This window comes from Rhizobium sp. CNPSo 3670 (assembly GCF_057784555.1).
In genome coordinates this window covers 55,317-74,405 of sequence record NZ_JBXSOL010000010.1, presented here as the reverse complement: position 1 = coordinate 74,405, position 19,089 = coordinate 55,317, and the positions used below count along the sequence as shown (strand labels likewise).

Below are 19,089 nucleotides of genomic sequence, written 5' to 3'. Positions count from 1 at the left end.
AAAACCGCGCGGCGGGGAAGCGTGCCCGGCAGATTGACGCTGCCGCCGCAGGGCGATATCGTTTCTGCCATGAGCCGGATTTTCGCAGTCTCCACGACGTCTCCGACCACCGTTTGGCGGTGGGTGGCAGACGCGTGAACTGATCCGTTCATTGCAGAAGACACCAACCCGCCGGAAACGAGCGGGTTTTTTGTTGCCGCTCGTCTTCCGCATTCGAGGACGAGATCGTGGACGAACTTCAGAAACAGAATCTTGCCGAGCGGGCGCTTGCCGCTGCCGGCTGTTGTCTCGCCAGCCGCTATGCAGGGGCTGCCTTTGCATATGTCACCGGCTCCATCATGCGCGGTGAGGGGACCACGTTTTCGGACATCGATCTCGTCGTGGTGTTTCCGTCGCTCCAGACAGCCTGGCGGGAATCGTTCACCGAAGACGGTTTTCCGGTCGAGGCCTTTGTCCACGATCCGCAGACGCTGGCGCATTATCTCCATGCAGATGCGGAGAGCCGCTGTCCGATCATGGTCAATATGGTTGCGACGGGCAGCATCGTAGGGCCGAATATCGAGCGCGCCCGCGCTATCCAGGCAAAGGCGGCGAAAGTGCTGGCGGCAGGGCCGAAACCTCTCGACGGCCCAAGCTACGATATGCTGCGCTATCAGGTCACGGATCTCGCCGACGATCTGCGCGGCGCCCGCCCGCCCGAAGAGATCGCCGCTATCTCAGCACTTCTCTACCAGCAGCTAGCCGACCTCATCCTGCTCGGGCGCGGCGCATGGACCGGCCGCGGCAAGTGGGCGCCGCGCCTCATCAGGAAGCTCGAGCCCCGATTGGCGGCGGAATTCGATACGGCGTTCAGGCTTGCGGTGCAGGGTAACAGCACCCGGTTCCTGGCCTTGGCCGACAGGGAGCTCGACTTACACGGCGGGCGCTGTTTCAATGGCTTCAAGCAGGAGGCTCCGGTGGCGGCGCGGCGGTCGGAAGAGTATCTGTAACATTGGCGAGTGTTCGAGATTGGATGGAAGATGTTTGCGACCGAATTCAAGAATGCCTCTCAGCCGCGAGTGAGGCGTACCGCCAGATTGCTGCTCAGAATTCCCATGCAACGGGATCTCGATTTCCTCACTCGACTTTTTTCGCGGCCGGAAGTGGTCGCGCATCGGCCCGTGCCCCGGCCCGATACGCCGGAGGAAAGTGCAGCACGGCTTGCGCGTGACATCGGCCATTGGAAAGATCATGGGTTCGGGCGTTGGGCGGTCGAGTCAGACAATGCCCTGATAGGATTTGGCGGCGTAACCGTTTCCAAGGAATTCGAAGGCGTCAATCTTTCCTATCATCTGCAACCTGATAGCTGGGGGCGCGGATATGCCACGGAATTGGTCAGGGAAACGCTGACCTTTGCCTTCGACGATCTGCAGGCGGAGAAGGTGATCGGATTGGTTCGAACCGCCAATGCCGCTTCGAGACGCATTCTTGAGAAATGCGGCTTCTGTTTCGAGCGCGAGGTGATCCTGCACGGCGCGCCCACCAACATGTACATGTTCGCGAGGTCATCCAGACGCCCACGGTAACAGTGCGCAGGCCCAGGACGATCTCTGCTTGGCACCAGAAGCGGCCACTATGAAAGCCATTTCGCTCGTGCTCAGCTCTTGGTCGCCTCGACTCTGGTCGTTGGCTTCAGCAGGAAAAGGCGAGGATCGATCCGATCACCTGCCAGCGTCCCATCGGCTCAGCCAGAATGAACCGTGCAAGAATCATGGTGATGATGCCGGCGGTGGTGGCATCGGCATATTCGAGGCCGACAAAGATCAGCCCCTGGCAGATGGCGAGCCCCATTCCGCCGATGACGAGCAGTTCGAGGCCGCGGGCCCGCACGAGTGTCACCATGTCGCCGAAATGCCGGTGCAAGATCGGCATCAGGATCGCCCAGGCGATCAGCACCCGCCAGAAGCAAAGCGCCCAGGGCGGCATCTCCGAAGAAACCCATTTCGCGGCGATATAGACGCCGGCCAACAGCAGCCAGCAGAAAACCCCCACGGAATAGGCGCCTGCAGGCGAACCGCTCGCCGCCTGTTCCGTCTCGACCGTGTCGCGATGGACCGCCAAGACATGTATCACCATGGCCCAGTTATGCCACAATTCCCCGGGGGCTGCACAGATGAAGGCGTCGGCACTTCTCCTGTTGCGCGCGAGGACGACGTTCATTGTCGGCGGGCCGGCTACGATGAAAACGCAGCATTTCCCGATCACTAGGCGCTTGGGGCCGACAGCCGACGAGCCTCGGCCGCTTCGCGCCATAACCCGCCATTCCGCCTCATGCGGGTGATTAGATCACGAATTCCTCTTGGTACGCCTGTGGCTCAGGGACGACCGTAACCTCCACCGGAATGATCCAATTTGCCACGTAGCTTTCGCAGTCGGAACGCTGGAGGTCGGGCTGCACGCACCCCGCCGCATCGACCGCGCGACATCGTAGCGTATATCGCCCCACGTCTTCAGGGGTCCACATGTACTCCCACAAGCGCCATGCAAAGGGGCGTTCTGTTTCGAGGAGCCTTGCCTCGCGCCAGCCCCTGCCATCTCCGGTGCAGACCTGAACCTGCCGGACAGCAGCCTCTCCGCTCCAGGCGGCTCCGAAAATCCGGTACGGTTGGCCGACGATGAGATGCGCCCCCTGTACGGGGCGCGCGATCTGCGCTTTGACCTCCATCTCCGCAAGGGGGACCAGCGTGGGTTCCCCGAGGCTGCGCTCCCAACGGAAATAGTCGCGCGCTTGCCAATAGCCAAGGAAGGGTTGCTCCACGACCGTGATATGCGTGATCCACTTGACCCAAGCCATGCCGAACCAGCCACCCACGACCGCGCGTAGCGGGTGGCCGTGATCGCGCGTCAACGGCTCCTCGTTCATCGAATAGGCAAGGATCGTGCTGTCAGCGATGGCCTTCTCAAGCGGTAAACTGCGTGCAAAAGCGATGGGGCCGGGAGAAGCCGTTTTCTTGTTCGTGTCGACGACGCCGCTGTCGGCGCCAATGAGCAGAACCTCACGTGCGGTTCGCTTAATACCGGCCAGTTCCAGAATCTCGCGCAGAAGAACACCTGTCCACGCGGCATTGCCGACGGCGCCGTTCTGCCACTGCAGCCCCTCCCTCGGCGGCACATAGTAGACGCGCCCGTTCCCCGCGCATTCGACGACTGCAGTGAATGTCGTGCTCCGCATCGCCTTGATGCTGTCGAGGTCAAGTTCGATCGGCCGCTCCACCGCCCCGTCAATACGCAATCTCCAGTCTCGCGCATCGAGCTCCGGTGACGGAAAATGGTTTCGCACGAAGAACAGCTCGGTTGGGATTAGCCCATCGGAGAGCGACGCAAACGGAAACTCGGTGTTTGGTGGGGACTTCTGTCGAACTATCAGACTGGGTTGCTGTGGTGTCGGCATCGTCCTCGTCTCCCCTTCCAAGAGCACAACGTCGGCTCTCCATTGCGCGAATTCCCTCGGTCACATCGCTCCTCGCAGTGCGTCTGTCGCATTCCGCCTAAGGGCAGCATTCTAGCACATACCGCGCCTTGCTCGGACCGACCTCGACCGGCAGCAAAGAGCCGTTAGTGGTCAACGCGTCACGGCAATTTTGTACCAGCCGCGGACACCGCGCCCCCGCAAAGGACCAAACTAACCAAGAGCCCCTTGCTCCGCGCAAATCCTGTCGATCAGTGCATCGAGTTCACCTCTCGGCGGGCGGCTTTTGGCCAGCCGCTGCTTGAGGTGCATGATCGGTTCGGCGAGGATTTCATCGAGGCTCTCGGCACAGGTGAAGTCGCCCGCCACACGCTTGACCTTCGAATTGTCGAAAATTGCCGTCCATGCCTTGTCGCCGAGGAGGGAGCCGATCCATTCCGGATTGTACTTGATCAACGTGTCCGTTGGCACATGGACGATCTTCGCCTCCACGCCGAGCAATCTTGCGATCGTCTTTTGAATATCGTCCCAGATGTGGGCTCTGTCCGAGGTGATGTGGAAAATCTCATTCAGCGCGGCCTTTTTACCGAAAAGCCCGACGAAGGGCACGGCGAAGTCGACTGAGCGGGTGAGCGTCCAGGGCGTGTGGCCGTCCCCGGCCACGATGATGGGGTCGCCGTCGAGCATGCGCCTCGCCATGATATCGCTGTCGCCCATCATGATCGGCAGGCCGGTGCGGACGGTGTGGCTGGGGCGGACGATCGTCCATGCAAGATCGCCGGATTTCCTGAGCAGTTCCTCGCAGGCGATCTTGGCCTTGCTGTAGGGCCAGTAAGGATTGATCGCCGGGGTCTCCTCGGAGATCACGTAATGACGCGGCGGCTTTTCGTAGACCGAGGCCGATGAGATGAAGATGTATTGGCCGCAATTGCCCGAAAAGACCCCGATGTCACGCGACACTTGATCCGGCGTGAAGGCGATGAACTGGCAGACGACGTCGTAATTCGCCCTGGCGAGATCGACATAGGCGGCCGATCCAAGTTCGCCGACGATCGAGGTTACCCCCTCAGGCAAGGCGGCGCTTCTCAGGCCGCGATTGAAGACGCTGACATGATGGCCTTCGGCAACGGAGCGTTCGACGCATGGATGGGAGATCTGGCCGGTGCCGCCAATGAAGAGGACTTTCAAAGCCATGGAGTGACCTCAGGGTCTGTGGGCGGGATATGCGGTCACTCTTCATAGCGCGAAAGAGCTTGATCGTCTTCCGCAAATCGCAGGCCACACTGGCGGTCGGCCTTTCAACGGCGGCAAGCGGCTTCGAACTTGCCGCCGCAGGACCGACAGCGTCTATGCTTGCGCCTTGCGATAGGATGCGACGACGAGCCAGATTGCCGAAAGCAGGAAGTAGAATGCTCCGAATGCCGCATAGGGGACGATATCCAGGATCGTCGGCGCCGTGGTGCCGAGGGACTGGCTGATCATGAAGCCGCCGGCAAGGGCCGATTGGGCGCCGCTCAGGATCATCACCCATTGGGCGCCGTAGAGGCGCCAGCGCCTGACGCCGGTATAGAGTTGCAACAGGCCGGAGAAGATCGCCCAAACGCCGAACGCGGCAAGAACCGCATAGGTGCTGCTGCTGACGGCGATGATGACGGTGAGCGTCATGATCGTGCTGACCACGACATTCAGCGCTTGGGACGGGTTGGCCTTCAGGCCGCCGTTGGCCCGGGCGTCGACCAGATTGGCCAGCGCATCCCATAGAGGGTAGATCACCAGCAGAAAGGCGGCGGGGCCAGACTGACGCCCCAACAGAATGGCGGTGGCAATCCAGGTGACGGAGAATGCGGCACGTGTGAAATAATAGGATGGCAGCCAGTTGGACTGGCTTGAGGAAAAGCTTTGCATCGGAGGGTTCCCTGTTTTTTGGCTACCTACTAGTAGGAAGTCTATTGGATCGAGTCAACGCCATGGCCGGACACCTTCTTGTGAGGGGATGAGGACAGCAATAGGCTTGACAATATGCCTACCAAAAGATAGGCGACGCTATGAAAGCAATGGCTTCGACTTCCGATAAAATCCTCGACATCGCACAGTCTCTCATTGTTGCGGGAGGCTATAACGGCTTCAGCTATGCCGATATCTCGGCTGCCATCGGCATCAGGAAAGCGAGCATCCACCATCATTTTCCCACGAAGGCCGATCTCGTCTCGGCGCTGGTGGATCGCTACATCAAGCAGGCGCAGGCGGGTCTGCAGTCTCTGCGCGAGCAGGCCGCAAACCCGGCCGATCAGCTGCAGTTCTATATCGACTATTGGCACACATGCATTCGGGATGCCTCGCAGCCGTTCTGCGTCTGCGCAATGCTGGCGAGTGAAATGCAAATGCTGCCGGACGAGGTCGCATCCCGCGTCCGCGCGCATTTCCAGAATCTCGCGGGCTGGCTAACCTCGGTGCTGGAGGCTGGGGTCGAGCAAGGTCTGTTTCAGCTGGAAAAGCGGCCGGAGGAGCAGGCGCAAATGCTGATGGCATCGGTCCATGGGGCGATGCTGTCGGCGAGGGCTTTGGGCAATACCGGGGTGTTCATCGCAGTCGTTGCCCCTGAGTTTGCGAGGCTGCGGTCAGCGGGTCGCTAGGATTAACCCCTAGTCCGAAGCCGCCTGCTGGTGAAATCTAGTCCCTCAGGTCATTCCTCGCCATCGGCGGCCAGCCCATCCCGCACGATCGCGTAATAGCCGGCAAGCTCGGGAATATCGGCGGCCAGCTTGTCGAAGACCGGGTCCGACGGGGCGAGCGTGGCGGCATATTTGGCGTCGATGAATGCCTGGTGGGCGGCCAGCGCTTTGGCGTCGGCCTTGTGCACGACGGTGAAGACGGGTGAGGGGGCGGTGCGGCCCTTGACGATGATGCGGTCGAGTTCGACGACGATATAGGTGTCAGCGACCAGCCTTGCGGTTTCCTCGCCGAGCAGCAGCGCCACGCCGTAATTCTTCGAGGCGCCTTCGAGGCGGGAGGCGAGGTTGACGCTGTCGCCAAGGCAGGAATAATCGAAGCGGCGGGTCGAGCCCATGTTGCCGACGATGCACTCGCCGGTGTTGATGCCGACGCCCATCTTCAAGACATGCGGCTTGCGGCCGAGTGCGGCCGCCTCCCGCTCCAGCTGACCGTTCAGACGCGAAATCGCCGCCTGCATGGCGAGCGAGGCGCGCACGGCGTGAAGCGCATGGTCGGGGTCGTCGAGCGGCGCATTCCAGAAGGCCATGATGCAGTCGCCCATATATTTGTCGATCGTGCCGCCGTGATCCATTACCACGTCTGAAAGCGGCGTCAGCAACCGGTTGATCAGGCCGGTCAGCTGCTCCGGATCATCTTTCAGCGTCTCGGCGATCGTGGTGAAGCCGCGCACGTCTGAGAACAGAACCGAAAGCGTGCGTCGCTCGCCGCCGAGCTTCAGCTGCGACGGGTCACTCGACAGGCGCTTGACGAGATCGGGCGAGATGTATTGGGCGAAGGCGCGGGTGATCTGACGCTTGTTGCGGCGCTCCTCGGCGAAATCGAAGGCGGCCTGGCCGAAGACAACCGAGATATAGGCGACCGTCGGGCCGAGCGGTGAAACGAAGACATGGGTGAGCCGGATGCCGGCGGCACTGACGGCCGCGAAGGCGAGGAGGGCCGCCACGCTGTTCACGACCGTCAGCCAGCCCGTTGAGCGCCAGACGGTGGCGGCGGCAAGCAGCACCGATATCAGGATGCAGGCGGCTACCGTCGGCAGCCGGGCCTCGGCGATCGACAGGCCGCCGCGGATATTGTCGTAGATCGTAGCCTGGATTTCGACGCCGGAGACTAGCTTGCCGGTATGAACTGTATAGGGTGTGGCGAAGGCGTCGACGCCACCCTTGTCGATGGCGGGCGCATTCTGCAGGCTGAGGCCGACGAGCACGACGCGGTCCTTGAAGTAGCCCGGCGGCAGCAGGTTCTTCGGGTCAAGCGCCTGGTAATAGGAGACCGTGGGATAGCTGCGGGCCGGGCCGAAGGATTGGATAAGCCGGCCGGCAGGCAGCGCTTCGGGCGCCACGCCCGAGGCCTTTGCCAGCATCGCCGCGAAGCCATCCTCATAGCCCGGGATGCGTCGGAAGATGCCGTCACCGCTCAGATCGATCGAGGCGATGCCGGTGACGGCGCCCGCTTCGGTCAATTGCGGCAGGGGTGTCGCCCGGATCAGTTGCGATGCCTGCGGCGTCTCGATCAGCGTCTCGTCGCCGGCCAGCACGACATCGGGGCCGACGGCCCTGGTGATCGCCGCGTCATTATCCGATGATGAGGGTTCGGCCATGATGATATCAAGGCCGATGACGCGGGCGCCGGCGGCGCGCAACTGGCTGATGAGCTCGGCATGCAGGCTGCGCGGCCAGGGCCATTGCGCGTTTATATCGGCAAGCGAGGGTTCGTCGATGGCGACGATGACCGGCCCGCCGGGTGGCGGACGGGGATCGTCGACGGTCGACAGATAGTCGAAGCTTCTGAGCTCCAGCAGCGACCAGGCGGGGAGGCGCGACAGGAGCGAGATGGCGATCAGCGTGGTCAGCGACAGTATCAGGAGCCTGAGATGACGGCTCCTGATCTGCCTAGCCTGCCGGGGCTTGTCCCGCATCCGCATCAGAAGCGGACTTTGAGCGTGCCCTTGAAGGCGCGGCCCCAGCCGGGCACGCCGGGCGTGATCTCGAAGTCCTCATCGAGCAGGTTATAGGCGGCTGCCTCCAGCTCGACCCGCTTGTCGAACGGCTCCCAGACCAGGTGAGCGTCGAGGGTCCAGTAATCGTCGAGCTTGGTGCCGAACCGATCGCCGTCGCGCTCGCCGATATAGTTGGCGGCAACTGTGGCCTTGACCTTGGCTTCGTTCACCCAGGTCAGCGCAATCTGTCCGGAGTTCTGCGGTATGAAGGGAAGGGGGCCACCGTAGATCGGCTCGAGCGGGTCCCTGTTCTCCGAATCCATATAGGCATAGGTGGCGGAAAGACCGAAACCGTTGCCGAGCGCGACGTTGGCAGTGACGGAAGCGCGATCGATGCTGCCGCGCGAAATCGGCAAGCTGGTATCCGAGGGAAGCGAGATCAGCGGAAAATCGATCGAGAAATCGTGGAGTTCCTGATGCTGGTACTCCACCGAAGTGAAGAAGCGGTCAGTCCATTCGGCATCCCATTGTAGGGCAAGCGTATCTGTATAGCCTTGCGGATTGGTGGAGAACTGGTTGGCCTGCAGCCCGAGTATGCCGATTGGGGCAAGGGTCGGCACTGTGGTGTCAACACTTTGCCGCATGAAGGCGGCACGCAGCCAGTGGTTTTGAACCGGCGCCCAGGCGAGGCCGAAGCGCGGCTCCAGCCGGCTGATGTCGATGCCATCGCCTTCCAGGCGCGTGGCAAACAAGGCGTATTCGCCCTTGAGATCGGGCGTGATCTCATGCAGCACATCGACATAGGCGCGACCGATACTGACGGTGTTGTTGGCTGTGCTGGGACCGCTGATGACTTCCGGGATGACCGGGAAGAGAGGAATGATTTCATAAGACCGGGATGAGACGGTCTTGCTGGTGTCTATCCACCCACCCTCGATCCCGTATCGCCAGGTTAGCGGCCCGCTGCCGATGGAATGGCTGAGCGCCCCGATGTAAGTTTTGGATGAGATGTCCTCGACCCCATCAAGGACGGGAATGATGTCTGGATCGGGTAGGGGGAAAAGAGGCGCATCGTCGGCTTGAAGAGAGCTTGCTGTCCGCGATCTGGTTTCCGAATAGAGGAATGCACCGTTCAATATATTTTCATAGGCGAAGGTGTGGCTCCAGCCGATGCCGGCATTGGTTAGCTCGTTCTCCACATCGCGGCGGAAATATTCCGACGTTACTATCGTTCTGATCGGAATGCCCGCCAAATTGAACAGGTCCGTCAGGACCGTGCCCTGCGTTTGCGCGTCCAGCGTTCCATCATTCTTGCCATGGTTGACGAAGGCTACCACGCGATCATCAGGCGTGACCGTTGCCGTCAGATAACCGTTGGCGCCCAGCAGCTTGTTGTCCGTCTGGACATCGCCGAAATTCCGGTAGTCGCGGTCGAGCGCCAGCTCTTCCCAGGTCAAGTTGCCGTAGAAGCTGATCGGGATGGTCTCATTGGAATACCCCTGGATATCGGCTTCACCGATACGTCTTGTATGCCCGTCGACGCTGTTGATGCCGCCGCCGAGCGAGCCTTCGATGAAGGGGACATCGAAGAGCGACGCGGAGCGCGAACGGCCGGAGAGCATGTGCGGAGAAATCAGCAAGCCCTGGATGAAGGATGAGTAGCTCGACGCATTGCCGCGGTTCTGGATGATATTGTCGTCGCTGAAGTTGGCGGCGTTTACGAAAGGAAAGATGCTGCCCTTGATCGACTGGTCGATATAGCCGCTGCCTTCGAAAGGATCGAAAACGGCATCGCCATAATAGCGGCCCCAGGCATCCAGGCCCTGCAGTCGGAAGGCGTTGTTCAGCGTCGAGCCGGCGCTTGCATTGGCGCCAAGACCGCTGTAATCGCCGCCGCGGGCACGCGAGCGACGCAGAAATTCCTGGGCATTGCGGATCGCACCATCAGCGTCATAGTCGTCGATGTCGACGGCCGTGCGGAAGGCTGGAATCGCCGGATCGTTGTTGTCCAGTCGGTCGGCATTGTCGAGCGCCTGCTCGGAGGGGATGCGGTCGCCCTTTTCATAATGGGCGGCGGCGAGCATCAGCTGCGATTGCGAGTGGGTGGGGTTGGCGGTGCTGGCGGCGAGCAGGTCTTCCAGCGCCTTGTCGCGCTCTCCTATCTGCAGGTAGTAGCGGCCGCGGGCGAGAATGGCGATGTCGAAGCCCGGCTCGGCGGCGAGCGCCGTGTCGATCTCGCGCTTGGCTTCCTTCATGCGCCCCTGATCGAGATAGAGGATCGCGAGATTGGCATGCGCCACTGGATCTTGCGGATCGAGCGCGATCGCCTTGAGAAAGGCCTCCTCCGCTTCGCCATTGGCGTCACGCGAACTCTGCAGCAGGCCGAGCGAGTTCAGCGTGCCCGACGAGCCGGGCGCAAGCTCGATTGCGCGGTTCAGGTCCGCGAGAGCGCCGTCTGTATCGCTTTCATAGGCTGCCTTGTATTCGGCGCGGGCGGAGAGCGCCATCGGATGGTCGGGGTCGAGCGCCAGCGAGCGTTCTATCGCCTCCTTCATCTGCTCACGGTCATCGGTGAGCTGCGCCAACTCGGCGCGGACCGCCGGCAGGGTCGGGTCATCGGGATAGCGCCGTTCCGCTTTCTTTATTATCTCGAGCGCTGCGCGCGGGTTTTCCAGGAAGCCTGCGGTATAGGCCTGCATGATTGCGCCATAAGGGCCGGCGCTATTGGCCGGCGGCGGTTCGGCATGGGAGGGGTCAGCGAGGGAGCGGGCGAAATAGCCACCATATTGCGCCATGTTGCGACGCGTCGGGTCGAGCTGCGGCAGGGCCTTCTGGAAGAGCTTTGCGGCATCGCCATAGCGCTTTTCGGAGCCGGCAATGGTGGCGTCAATCAGGTCGACGCGCGCCTGCTGGGCTGCCGTCAGCTTGCGGCCGCGGATATTCTGCAGTGTTGCGGTGGTTGCCTGGCGTCCGTCGTAGGCGCTCTGCGCTTCGGCCAGTTCCAACCAGTCCTCGGTGGTGCGGCGCTCGGGAGCCAGCGCCAGCAGGCGGCGACGCTCGGTCGCCATGCGATCGGCTCGCAGCGGCGACGTCGGCAGCAAGTCGAAGCCGCCGCGCAGGTCCAGATAAAAGAGCATCTGTTCACGGTCGTCAGGATTGACGCTGAGGATCTTGTGCGGCGCCTGGCCAATGGACGCCACGGCGCCTTCGCCCTCACTTACATCGACGCTGCCCTGCGGGTTGCTGAGCGCCACGCGGCCTTCGAGCACGATCATCGAGGTCTTGGCGTCTTCGACGGTCATCGTCCAGTCGGTGCCGCGGATAGCTGCTGCGGCAGCCGGTGTTTCCACAGTCAGGCCCTGGCCGCCGCGCTCGGCGCGTGCCCAGATGGTGCCGGATTGGAGATTGAGCACCGTATCGCCGCTGGCGGCCATCTTCTTGACCTGCAGCGACGAATTGCGACCGAGGCGGACCTGCGTGTGATCGGAAAAGACAATGGCGAGCTGGCCGTTGGCATTGGTGCGCAGCACGTCGCCGGTGAGGAGATCCTGATTGATGTCAACGACGCGCCAGTCCGACACGTCGATGAATCGCACTTCCTCACCGGTCTTGCGGGCAATGACTGAGCCGGCGACCGGCGTGGCGCGCGGCACGGGATCGGCCATTGCCGGCAGTCCGAAACCAGGCACGGCAAATGCAAGCGCCACCCCGATGCGACAGATGTTACTGGAATAACCCCGCATGTCCTCGACCCCATACCCCGCTTCCCCTTTGTCCGCGTAGAGTGGAAAAGTCAAGCATGTTGCACACGTGTTCTTGCTTTCGCCAACAAGTGTAATATCAGGGAAACACTTTGAGGTATGGAGTATTCAGGTGAGCGAATTTGAAAGTGTCACTGAGGTAATGCTGAGCAATCCCTCGAGCGGGGACGTCAGTACCGAGTATTTCGATCATATCAAGAAAATCAATGACATATTTTATGATCAGATCAAAATATCCGATCAGAAGGCGGCTTATATCTTTACTTTCATGCTCGCCTTTCTGGTAAGCTCCAGCGAGGTGAGGGCCGTCTTCAGCCTGGGGCGCTACACCGGCGGTACGCCGGGCAGCATACTGTTCTCCGGCCTGCTTGCCGCAGCTTCGGTCTTCTCAATGCTGTCGGCGATTCTCGTCGTGCTGCCGCGGCGTCTCGGCACCTCCACGTCGCTGTTCTGGGGCGCCTGGCCCAAGCATCGCGACATGTTCTTCGAGGCGGCTGTCCGCCGTGACGAGCGCTACCTCTTCGACCAGTATTTCGAAAACGCCAACATCCTCTCCGCCATCGCCTGCAACAAGTATCGCTGCGTCATCTTTGCCTTTCGCGGGCTGATGGTGAGCGTGATCGCCTATGTGCTGCTCTTGGCGGCGGGGTGAGAGTGAGGCGGCGACCTCAGGGAGGCAGGGCGCGCCGAGGCACGCCCTGACCATTCAATCCTCGACTTCGAGGACGAGCTCGATCTCGATCGGCACACCTAAGGGCAGGCTTGCGACGCCGAGGACGACGCGGCCGGAGAGTCTTTCCTCGCCGAAGACCTGGAGCAGCATTTCGGATGCTCCATCAGCGACCTTCGGGTGGTCGCGGAAATCGCCTTCGGTCGCGATATAGACGCCGAGCTTGACGACGCTGACGACCCTGTCCAGCGAGCCGAGGTACTCTCTGGCGGCGGCGAGGGCGCTGAGCGTCGCCGTTTCGGCGGCCTTCCTGCCGTCCTCTAATGTCAACGCGCCGCCGATGCGGCCGATATACCGCGGCTTGCGGTCGACGACCGGCAGCATGCCGCTGAAGAAGACGAGATTGCCTGTCCGGATCGCCTCGACATAGGCCCCGAAGGGCGTCGGCGGCGGGGGAAGCGTGATGCCGAGGTCCCGCAGCCGCTGTTCCGCGCCGGCTGCCTGCGCTTTTTGATGGTTTACCATTTGCCCAGATGTGCGCCGCCGTCGACGTGCAGCACCTCCCCGGTGATGCGTGGGGCTTCCGTCAGGAAGAGGACCGCTTCGACGATCTCGTCGACATTGGAAATGCCTGCTATCGGAGAGAGCGTGCTCAGGAAATCCTTCGGATTGTCCTTGTGCAGTGGCGTGTCCACGACACCGGGAGCGACGATATTGAAGCGAATTTTCTCGTTCGCATATTCCATCGCCAAGTTTTTGGAGATGGCGTTGATGCCGCCTTTCGTCATCATCGACACCGAAGCGGAGAAGCCGGCGATCGGATGATCGGTCAATGGCGTCGTGATGCTGACGACGCTGCCGCCTGACTTCTGCGCGCGCATCTGGCTGACGGCCAGCTGGGTCAGATGGATGAAACCTTCGAGATTGGTCGAAGACAACGTCCGGAAATCCGTCATCGTGAAATCGACAAACGGCTTGGCCAAGAAGATGCCGGCATTGTTGACGAGCGCGTCGATAGAGCCGAAGCGATCGATCGCGGTCTTTGCAACCCGCGCTGCGGTTTCGGCATCGCCGATGTCGCCATCGACGAGAGCCAGCCGGTCGGAGGCCTCGAAGGCGTCCGAGGCGCTGACCCGGCGCGAGGTGGCGACGACATTGTAGCCGCGCGCGATAAAGGCGTTGACGAGGCCTGCGCCGATACCCTGGGAGGCGCCCGTGACGATGACAGTCTTATTCGTAGTCATGTTGAACTCCGTGATCTGGTTCGGGCAACGTCGCGCCTGATCGGCCGGGTCGCTCGAGATGGGGCCGCCGCGATCGCGCCGCCATCGGCTTGTTGTTCGTTTTCGCAAGAGGAAGATGGCGAAAACTCCATTCCCCGATTAGATGGAAATATCTGGATTCTCTTTTGCATCAGTGCAAAAGTGGGCGCATGGCCGATCTCAACGACATCGCCGTTTTCGTGAAGGTGGCGCAGTATGGCGGCTTCAGCCGTGCGGCCCATTCCCTCGGCATGCCGGTTTCAACCGTCAGCCGGAAGGTGACGTCCCTCGAAGAGCAGCTCGGCGTAACGCTGCTGCAGCGCACGACCCGCAAGCTCAGCCTCACCGCACAGGGTCGGGCCTATTACGACAGGTGCAGCGAGCCGCTCGCCCATCTCATGGACGCCGAGCAGGCGCTGACGGAGACGCAGAGGCAGCCGGAAGGCCCGCTGAAGATCTCCGTGCCCGTCATCTTCGGGCAGGACGTCTTCTACGAATTCATCTCGTCCTTCCTGAGGACATATCCCGATATCCAGATCGATCTCTTCGTCACCAACCTTTTCCTCGATCTGGTCGCCGAGAATGTCGATGTCGCCATTCGTTTCGGCGAACTCAAGGATTCTTCCATCGTCGCGCAGCGGCTCGGCCGGAGTGTGCGCTATCTGGTTGCGACGCCCGACTATCTTGAGGGCAGGGCCCTTCCATCAAAGCCCGAGGACCTGAAGGATCATCGATGCGTGCTCCTGAACGGCCGCAACGGCGAGGCGGATTGGCATCTCGTCAGCGGCCGCAAGTCGGCCCACGTGCGCGTGTCCGGGCCGGTCTCCAGTCGGGACTTCGAGGCGGTCAGCGCCTTTACCTATCGCGGCCACGGTATCGGGCTGCTGCCTTCGACCTATTGCGACGAAGAGATCAACCGAGGCGAGCTCATTCGCCTGCTGCCGGACTGGTCCTCGCCGGAAATCTTCGTGCACGCCGTCTATCCCACCCGCCGCTTCCTGCCGCTGCGCCTGCAGGTTTTTCTGGAAGCGCTGAAGGCGTGGAAGAACCCTTTATGGTCGCCTTTGCGTTGAGGTCCTGGAAAGCTGCATGGCAGGAGAGTCTCTCTATGAGTTCCCCGCAGCGGCCTCGAGGGGCAAGGCAGGCGCTCCTGATATCACTGAAAATTGAAACCCCGCACGAGGCCGGGCGTCCTTCGCCGGCCAAGCTGTGTTACATTTCCCTGCTCGATGCGCGGGGATTTGCCGATGCTGGCCACACTTGCGGTGCTCATGGGTCTTACCGGAGTCGTGCCGACAGCTGGGGCGGGCGCAAACGAGGTTGATGTGACGCTGGTGCTTGCCGTCGACACCTCGCGGTCAATGGATTTCGAAGAGATCGGCATTCAGCGCGACGGTTATGTCGAGGCGCTCAAGCACAAGGAATTCATCGATGCGGTCAAGGGCGGGCTCACCGGCCGCATCGCCATCAGCTATTTCGAATGGGCGGGCTATGTCGTCCAGGATTCGATGATCGACTGGCAGGTGATTGAGACGGAAGCGGATGCGATCGCCTTCGCCGATAAGCTTGGCGCCCGGCCGATAGCCACGCAACGGCGCACCTCGATCTCAACAGCCATCGATCAGGGCGCCAGCATGATCACCACCGGACCCTTTCGCGGCAGGCGTGAGGTGATCGACGTCTCCGGCGACGGTCCGAACAATTCCGGCAGCCCGGTGACGGGCACCAGGGACAAGGCGGTGGCGTCGGGCATGATCATCAACGGGCTGGCGATAATGCTGCGTCCTTCCGATGCTCCCGGAGGGCTCGACAAATATTACGCCGATTGCGTGATCGGCGGCCCCGGCAGCTTCGTGCTGCCGGTCCACAGGATTGAGGATTTCGCCATCGCCGTGCGCCGCAAGCTGGTGCTCGAGATCAGCGGCATTTCACCCTCGCCGACGGTGGAGAGGATAGCCGCCGACGCGCCGACGGCGGACTGTCTAATAGGCGAGAAGCAGTGGCGGGATATATTCGATCGGTGAGTCGCGACCTGATGAGCCCGGAGAGGGTATGCCGTGTGGTTGTCACATGGCATACCGACAAAGCAAAGAAGAAAGCATCTGCCACTCGAAGAGCCTCACCTTGAGGTGCCGACGGGCAAGGCGGCTGCTCCGTGCCGCCACCTATAACGGCAGCTGCCTGCCGGCCTGTTCGCTGACCATGTATTCGGCGTACCAGTCCGGCCAGTTCTCGTCGTGTTTGCCGCCATTGCGCTTCTCGTGTTCGCCGTGGGCCTCGGCGGCGCGGCGGAGGGCGGCCGCGAGGTCGCTCGATGTCGAGAAGGCCGTCTCATCGGCGTCGATGCGTCCTGGCAGGCGTGTGGTGACTTCCTGGAACAGCCAGCCGTTGCCATCGGGATCCTTGAACGAGGCGAAGGAACGATAGCTGCGGTGGTCGGGGTCGCGGCCGGCGATGCGCAGGCGCCCGAAGAGATAGGGCTCGTCCTTGCCGGCGTAGACGCCTGAAGCATCGTGGAAGACCTCGCTCACCTCGACGCCGCGGGCGATGAGATCGCGCCTTGCGGCCTCGACGTCGGAGACGATGAGATAGAGGCCTTGGGCGGAGCCGGGAGCGGCGGCGGTGACATTCTTGCCGAAGATGATCGCGCAACCGGAGCCCGGTGGGGTGAACTGGATCACGCGGAAATCGGCGTCATTGGCGAAATCGGCGTCGAGCCTCCAGCCAAGGCTCTCGTAAAAACGTTTGGCACGGTCGACGTCGGAAACGGGAATGACGACCACTTCGAGCTTGGTGTCGACCGGTCGTGTTTTCATGGATTCGGTTGGGGGTTCACTGCGCATTGCATTGCTCATCTTCAGCTCCCTTGAGGTTTGGACGCATTAAGAATGGCGATACATGTCGGGATCGAGTGGACCACAGCCCGGGTGGAGCGTCGAATCAATTCTTCTGTCGACATGAAGAAGACGGCGGGCCATCCCGCCGTCTGTTGCGCTAGCTTTTAAGCAGCAAGGGCGGCGCGCGTTTTGCCGATCATCAGAGCGGCGCGCGCAGCCTCGCGGCCCTTTTCGACGAAATGAGCGCGGTAGATCTGCGTGTGATGCTCCGTTTCCTGATAGTGATGCGGTGTCAGTGAGACCGACAGCACCGGAACGCCGGTATCCATGCCGGCGCGCATCAGGCCATCGACCACGGCCTGGGCGACGAATTCGTGGCGGTAGATCCCGCCATCGACGACGAAGGCGGCGGCAATGACGGCGGCATAGCGCCCGCTCGCGGCAAGATCGCGCGACAGCAGCGGCATTTCGAAGGCGCCGGGGACGTCGAATACGTCGATCTGTTCGGCGGGAACAAGCTGTTGGAAACCTTCGAGCGCACGGTCGACGATATCGGCGTGCCAGCCGGCTTTGACGAAGGCATAACGGGTGGGTGTCATGGTAATCTCCTTTGGCGTACAGACACATCACCCAAGGCGATCACGAGCATCCGCAGCCAGCCCGGAGGGCAGCAGCAGCGCACGTTCTCTTTCATCCGGACTATGACCGTCGGCTCAGGCATCTCACCTGATCTGCTGACCCTTCCGAGGAAGGCGCTCGCGGGCTCGCAATCGAAACTGCATACCGCCGGTAGGGACTTTCACCCCGCCCTGAGAACGGCGCGGACAATAGGGCCAAGGCGGCGGGCTGGCAATAGGGAAGACGTTTTCGTCCGAAGGGCACGTGCCCCATCACCCTTGCGCAGCGCGCGCATCCACCTACATGCTTCCGCTGAGGACATCCATGTCGAAAAAGCATGCTGCTCGGCCTCATTGAGGGGTAGAGCAGCAATCATGGGAGAGAGCGATGCCAGAATCTTTCGTCGTGCGCCGCGAGGCGCATCTTGCGGCGCCGCCGGCGGCGGTGTTTGCACTGATGACCGATCCCGAGAAGATCCTGCGCTGGATGGGGACGGAGGCCGAGGTCGAGCCGGAGCCGGGTGGGCTCTATCTCGTCAACGTCACCGGCGCCCGTTTTGCGCGTGGCTCGTTTCGCGAGGTGGTGCCGGTGCATCGGCTTGCCTACAGCTTCGGCTGGGATGGCAGCGAGGTGGTGCCGCCGGGATCGAGCCTGGTCGAGATCGACCTGATCGAGCAAGGAGGAGGAACGCTTTTGCGGCTCACCCACAGCGGTCTGCCGAGTGCGGAGCAATGCGCCGGTCATGAGGAGGGCTGGGCGCATTATCTCGGCCGGCTCACGGAAGTCGCGGTCGGGCGGGACCCGGGTCCAGATCCTTTTTACGGAAGGACATGAACGGTTTTCGGCAGGCGACGGGATGCTCCCCAAGCGCTTGACGCTACGGGAAGAACGGTCCGCTGCGGTCAAAAAAAGTGCTGCTTTATCGTCCGCAACATGAACGCGCAGTTCATCTCCAGTTCAATTTGGCGGTCCTAAGGTGATTGCGGCTGGATGAAATGGAGTTTTCGATGAAGGCACTTTCTATCGCGGCTGCCTTGCTCGCTGGCAGCTTCTCGATTGGCACAGCTCAGGCGATGCCGATCGGGGCAATCAAGGTTGAGAGCACTGTCACAAAGGTCGACTACGCCTGTGGTCGCGGCTGGCATCTGACCCGCTGGGGCGAATGCCGGCGCAACTGGCGCCGCCCGCCGCCTGTAGCTTTCTATGGCGGTCCGCCCCGCTGGGGCTGGGAGCGGCGTCATCGCGATTGGGATGGCCCGCGCTGGCGCTATGAGGGGCGCTGGGACCGCGAACGTCGCTGGCGCGATGACTACTAAAACTCTTTGACAGAGGCAAACGAACGAGGGCCGGTGCGATGTTTCGCCCGGCCTTTATCAGCTGAAATAACGCTGCGCTCAGATGCGGCTGACGAGCCAGTGCTTTCCGTCGATCAGCTCTTCGAGCTCGGCCGGATGCTTGACACCGAACTCGAACCATTCGACGAGTTCCTTCGCCTTCCGTTTGCTTTCTTCGGCTGTAAACTCGATCCCATAACGCGCGCACCAGCGCCGAAGGATCGACGTCAGCAACGTCATGTCATTCCCGTCCAGCGGGTCTTTCGGCCAGTATGTCGTGCCCATAGCAACCCCTCAATCGCTAATGACAAGTTCGCACATAATCGAATCAATGTCGCGCAATTTAAAGGTGTTTATTGGGTTGTTTTCCACCGTGATGAATGGTTTTCCACAGACTTGTTTGGAGGTGGGGTTGACAGGGTTGCGGAGGGACTCGGCGGGGGCAAGTGCCGATAGGAAATCCACCACAGGTGTCAGGCTGATGTCCCGG

The 19,089-nt window shown here is 61.6% G+C and carries 18 protein-coding genes, 1 pseudogene and 1 riboswitch; of the genes and pseudogenes, 8 read left to right on the top strand and 11 right to left on the bottom strand.

All coding sequences use genetic code 11. From position 1 onward, the window contains the following. The first annotated feature begins 227 nt into the window (after positions 1–227). Positions 228–989, top strand: coding sequence for a nucleotidyltransferase domain-containing protein (locus tag AC13QO_RS12640; RefSeq protein WP_488540814.1), 762 nt, complete (start codon positions 228–230; stop codon positions 987–989). A 30-nt stretch (positions 990–1,019) separates the two neighbouring features. Further along, on the top strand, positions 1,020–1,565 hold the full coding sequence (locus tag AC13QO_RS12635; RefSeq protein WP_488540813.1) for a GNAT family N-acetyltransferase: 546 nt from the start codon (positions 1,020–1,022) through the stop codon (positions 1,563–1,565). A 115-nt stretch (positions 1,566–1,680) separates the two neighbouring features. Here the strand turns inward: AC13QO_RS12635 and AC13QO_RS12630 are convergent. The 4 genes and pseudogenes from AC13QO_RS12630 to AC13QO_RS12615 form a co-directional block, all read right to left on the bottom strand. Beyond that, positions 1,681–2,115 (bottom strand): annotated as a pseudogene (locus AC13QO_RS12630) (EamA family transporter); the annotation flags it as partial. A gap of 205 nt (positions 2,116–2,320) precedes the next feature. Then, positions 2,321–3,430, bottom strand: a complete 1,110-nt coding sequence (locus AC13QO_RS12625; RefSeq protein WP_085780118.1) for a sulfite oxidase — start codon at positions 3,428–3,430, stop codon at positions 2,321–2,323. Between the two features lie 231 nt (positions 3,431–3,661). Further along, the gene (locus tag AC13QO_RS12620; RefSeq protein WP_085778645.1) at positions 3,662–4,642 is read right to left on the bottom strand and encodes an SDR family oxidoreductase; all 981 of its coding nucleotides are present in this window, start codon (positions 4,640–4,642) and stop codon (positions 3,662–3,664) included. A gap of 153 nt (positions 4,643–4,795) precedes the next feature. Next, positions 4,796–5,353: a DUF308 domain-containing protein gene (locus AC13QO_RS12615; RefSeq protein ID WP_085778644.1), complete on the bottom strand. Its 558-nt coding sequence runs from the start codon at positions 5,351–5,353 to the stop codon at positions 4,796–4,798. A gap of 140 nt (positions 5,354–5,493) precedes the next feature. On the opposite strand from AC13QO_RS12615, the gene AC13QO_RS12610 reads away from it, so the two are divergent. Then, positions 5,494–6,081, top strand: coding sequence for a TetR/AcrR family transcriptional regulator (locus tag AC13QO_RS12610; RefSeq protein ID WP_085778643.1), 588 nt, complete (start codon positions 5,494–5,496; stop codon positions 6,079–6,081). Positions 6,082–6,131: 50 nt separating this feature from the next. On the opposite strand, the gene AC13QO_RS12605 is transcribed toward AC13QO_RS12610, so the two are convergent. Both AC13QO_RS12605 and AC13QO_RS12600 read right to left on the bottom strand, forming a co-directional pair. Then, on the bottom strand, positions 6,132–8,102 hold the full coding sequence (locus AC13QO_RS12605; protein WP_085778642.1) for an adenylate/guanylate cyclase domain-containing protein: 1,971 nt from the start codon (positions 8,100–8,102) through the stop codon (positions 6,132–6,134). Then, positions 8,102–11,860 (bottom strand): FecR domain-containing protein, encoded by a 3,759-nt coding sequence (locus tag AC13QO_RS12600; RefSeq protein ID WP_085778641.1) that lies wholly within the window; start codon positions 11,858–11,860, stop codon positions 8,102–8,104. Before AC13QO_RS12600 ends, AC13QO_RS12605 begins: the two co-directional genes overlap by 1 nt. Before the next feature lie 130 nt (positions 11,861–11,990). On the opposite strand from AC13QO_RS12600, the gene AC13QO_RS12595 reads away from it, so the two are divergent. Continuing rightward, entirely contained in the window at positions 11,991–12,530 is a 540-nt protein-coding gene (locus AC13QO_RS12595) for a Pycsar system effector family protein (RefSeq protein WP_085778640.1), read from the top strand. Positions 12,531–12,584: 54 nt separating this feature from the next. Here the strand turns inward: AC13QO_RS12595 and AC13QO_RS12590 are convergent, their stop codons facing one another. Together AC13QO_RS12590 and AC13QO_RS12585 are read right to left on the bottom strand one after the other, a co-directional pair. Then, positions 12,585–13,073: a RidA family protein gene (locus AC13QO_RS12590; RefSeq protein WP_085778639.1), complete on the bottom strand. Its 489-nt coding sequence runs from the start codon at positions 13,071–13,073 to the stop codon at positions 12,585–12,587. Beyond that, positions 13,067–13,792 carry an SDR family NAD(P)-dependent oxidoreductase gene (locus AC13QO_RS12585; RefSeq protein ID WP_488540812.1) on the bottom strand — a complete coding sequence of 242 codons (726 nt, stop codon included), beginning with the start codon at positions 13,790–13,792 and terminating at the stop codon, positions 13,067–13,069. Before AC13QO_RS12585 ends, AC13QO_RS12590 begins: the two co-directional genes overlap by 7 nt. Positions 13,793–13,980: 188 nt before the next feature. On the opposite strand from AC13QO_RS12585, the gene AC13QO_RS12580 reads away from it, so the two are divergent. Together AC13QO_RS12580 and AC13QO_RS12575 are read left to right on the top strand one after the other, a co-directional pair. Continuing rightward, a complete protein-coding gene (locus AC13QO_RS12580; protein WP_488540811.1) occupies positions 13,981–14,883 on the top strand; it encodes a LysR family transcriptional regulator in 903 nt (300 codons plus the stop codon). A gap of 174 nt (positions 14,884–15,057) precedes the next feature. Next, a complete protein-coding gene (locus AC13QO_RS12575; protein WP_085780117.1) occupies positions 15,058–15,834 on the top strand; it encodes a DUF1194 domain-containing protein in 777 nt (258 codons plus the stop codon). A 141-nt stretch (positions 15,835–15,975) separates the two neighbouring features. Here the strand turns inward: AC13QO_RS12575 and AC13QO_RS12570 are convergent, their stop codons facing one another. Both AC13QO_RS12570 and AC13QO_RS12565 read right to left on the bottom strand, forming a co-directional pair. Next, positions 15,976–16,665 carry a VOC family protein gene (locus tag AC13QO_RS12570; protein WP_085778637.1) on the bottom strand — a complete coding sequence of 230 codons (690 nt, stop codon included), beginning with the start codon at positions 16,663–16,665 and terminating at the stop codon, positions 15,976–15,978. Positions 16,666–16,811: 146 nt separating this feature from the next. Then, the gene (locus AC13QO_RS12565) at positions 16,812–17,246 is read right to left on the bottom strand and encodes a 6,7-dimethyl-8-ribityllumazine synthase (protein ID WP_064694549.1); all 435 of its coding nucleotides are present in this window, start codon (positions 17,244–17,246) and stop codon (positions 16,812–16,814) included. Between the two features lie 79 nt (positions 17,247–17,325). Next, positions 17,326–17,468: riboswitch (FMN riboswitch) on the bottom strand. Positions 17,469–17,652: 184 nt separating this feature from the next. Here AC13QO_RS12565 and AC13QO_RS12560 point away from each other — a divergent pair. Further along, complete coding sequence (locus AC13QO_RS12560) at positions 17,653–18,099, top strand: SRPBCC family protein (RefSeq protein ID WP_085778636.1); 447 nt, start codon at positions 17,653–17,655, stop codon at positions 18,097–18,099. A 173-nt stretch (positions 18,100–18,272) separates the two neighbouring features. Further along, positions 18,273–18,581, top strand: a complete 309-nt coding sequence (locus tag AC13QO_RS12555; protein ID WP_085778635.1) for a GCG_CRPN prefix-to-repeats domain-containing protein — start codon at positions 18,273–18,275, stop codon at positions 18,579–18,581. 78 nt (positions 18,582–18,659) lie between these two features. Here the strand turns inward: AC13QO_RS12555 and AC13QO_RS12550 are convergent, their stop codons facing one another. After that, on the bottom strand, positions 18,660–18,884 hold the full coding sequence (locus AC13QO_RS12550; protein WP_488540810.1) for a hypothetical protein: 225 nt from the start codon (positions 18,882–18,884) through the stop codon (positions 18,660–18,662). Positions 18,885–19,089 lie beyond the last annotated feature (205 nt).

Excerpts from the sequence above, each read along its gene's own strand:
- AC13QO_RS12635 (WP_488540813.1), top strand. The coding sequence starts at position 1,020 with ATGTTTGCGACCGAATTCAAGAATGCCTCTCAGCCGCGAGTGAGGCGT.
- AC13QO_RS12625 (WP_085780118.1), bottom strand. The coding sequence starts at position 3,430 with ATGCCGACACCACAGCAACCCAGTCTGATAGTTCGACAGAAGTCCCCA.
- AC13QO_RS12620 (WP_085778645.1), bottom strand. The coding sequence starts at position 4,642 with ATGGCTTTGAAAGTCCTCTTCATTGGCGGCACCGGCCAGATCTCCCAT.
- AC13QO_RS12615 (WP_085778644.1), bottom strand. The coding sequence starts at position 5,353 with ATGCAAAGCTTTTCCTCAAGCCAGTCCAACTGGCTGCCATCCTATTAT.
- AC13QO_RS12610 (WP_085778643.1), top strand. The coding sequence starts at position 5,494 with ATGAAAGCAATGGCTTCGACTTCCGATAAAATCCTCGACATCGCACAG.
- AC13QO_RS12605 (WP_085778642.1), bottom strand. The coding sequence starts at position 8,102 with ATGCGGATGCGGGACAAGCCCCGGCAGGCTAGGCAGATCAGGAGCCGT.
- AC13QO_RS12600 (WP_085778641.1), bottom strand. The coding sequence starts at position 11,860 with ATGCGGGGTTATTCCAGTAACATCTGTCGCATCGGGGTGGCGCTTGCA.
- AC13QO_RS12590 (WP_085778639.1), bottom strand. The coding sequence starts at position 13,073 with ATGGTAAACCATCAAAAAGCGCAGGCAGCCGGCGCGGAACAGCGGCTG.
- AC13QO_RS12585 (WP_488540812.1), bottom strand. The coding sequence starts at position 13,792 with ATGACTACGAATAAGACTGTCATCGTCACGGGCGCCTCCCAGGGTATC.
- AC13QO_RS12580 (WP_488540811.1), top strand. The coding sequence starts at position 13,981 with ATGGCCGATCTCAACGACATCGCCGTTTTCGTGAAGGTGGCGCAGTAT.
- AC13QO_RS12575 (WP_085780117.1), top strand. The coding sequence starts at position 15,058 with ATGCTGGCCACACTTGCGGTGCTCATGGGTCTTACCGGAGTCGTGCCG.
- AC13QO_RS12570 (WP_085778637.1), bottom strand. The coding sequence starts at position 16,665 with ATGAGCAATGCAATGCGCAGTGAACCCCCAACCGAATCCATGAAAACA.
- AC13QO_RS12565 (WP_064694549.1), bottom strand. The coding sequence starts at position 17,246 with ATGACACCCACCCGTTATGCCTTCGTCAAAGCCGGCTGGCACGCCGAT.
- AC13QO_RS12560 (WP_085778636.1), top strand. The coding sequence starts at position 17,653 with ATGCCAGAATCTTTCGTCGTGCGCCGCGAGGCGCATCTTGCGGCGCCG.
- AC13QO_RS12555 (WP_085778635.1), top strand. The coding sequence starts at position 18,273 with ATGAAGGCACTTTCTATCGCGGCTGCCTTGCTCGCTGGCAGCTTCTCG.
- AC13QO_RS12550 (WP_488540810.1), bottom strand. The coding sequence starts at position 18,884 with ATGGGCACGACATACTGGCCGAAAGACCCGCTGGACGGGAATGACATG.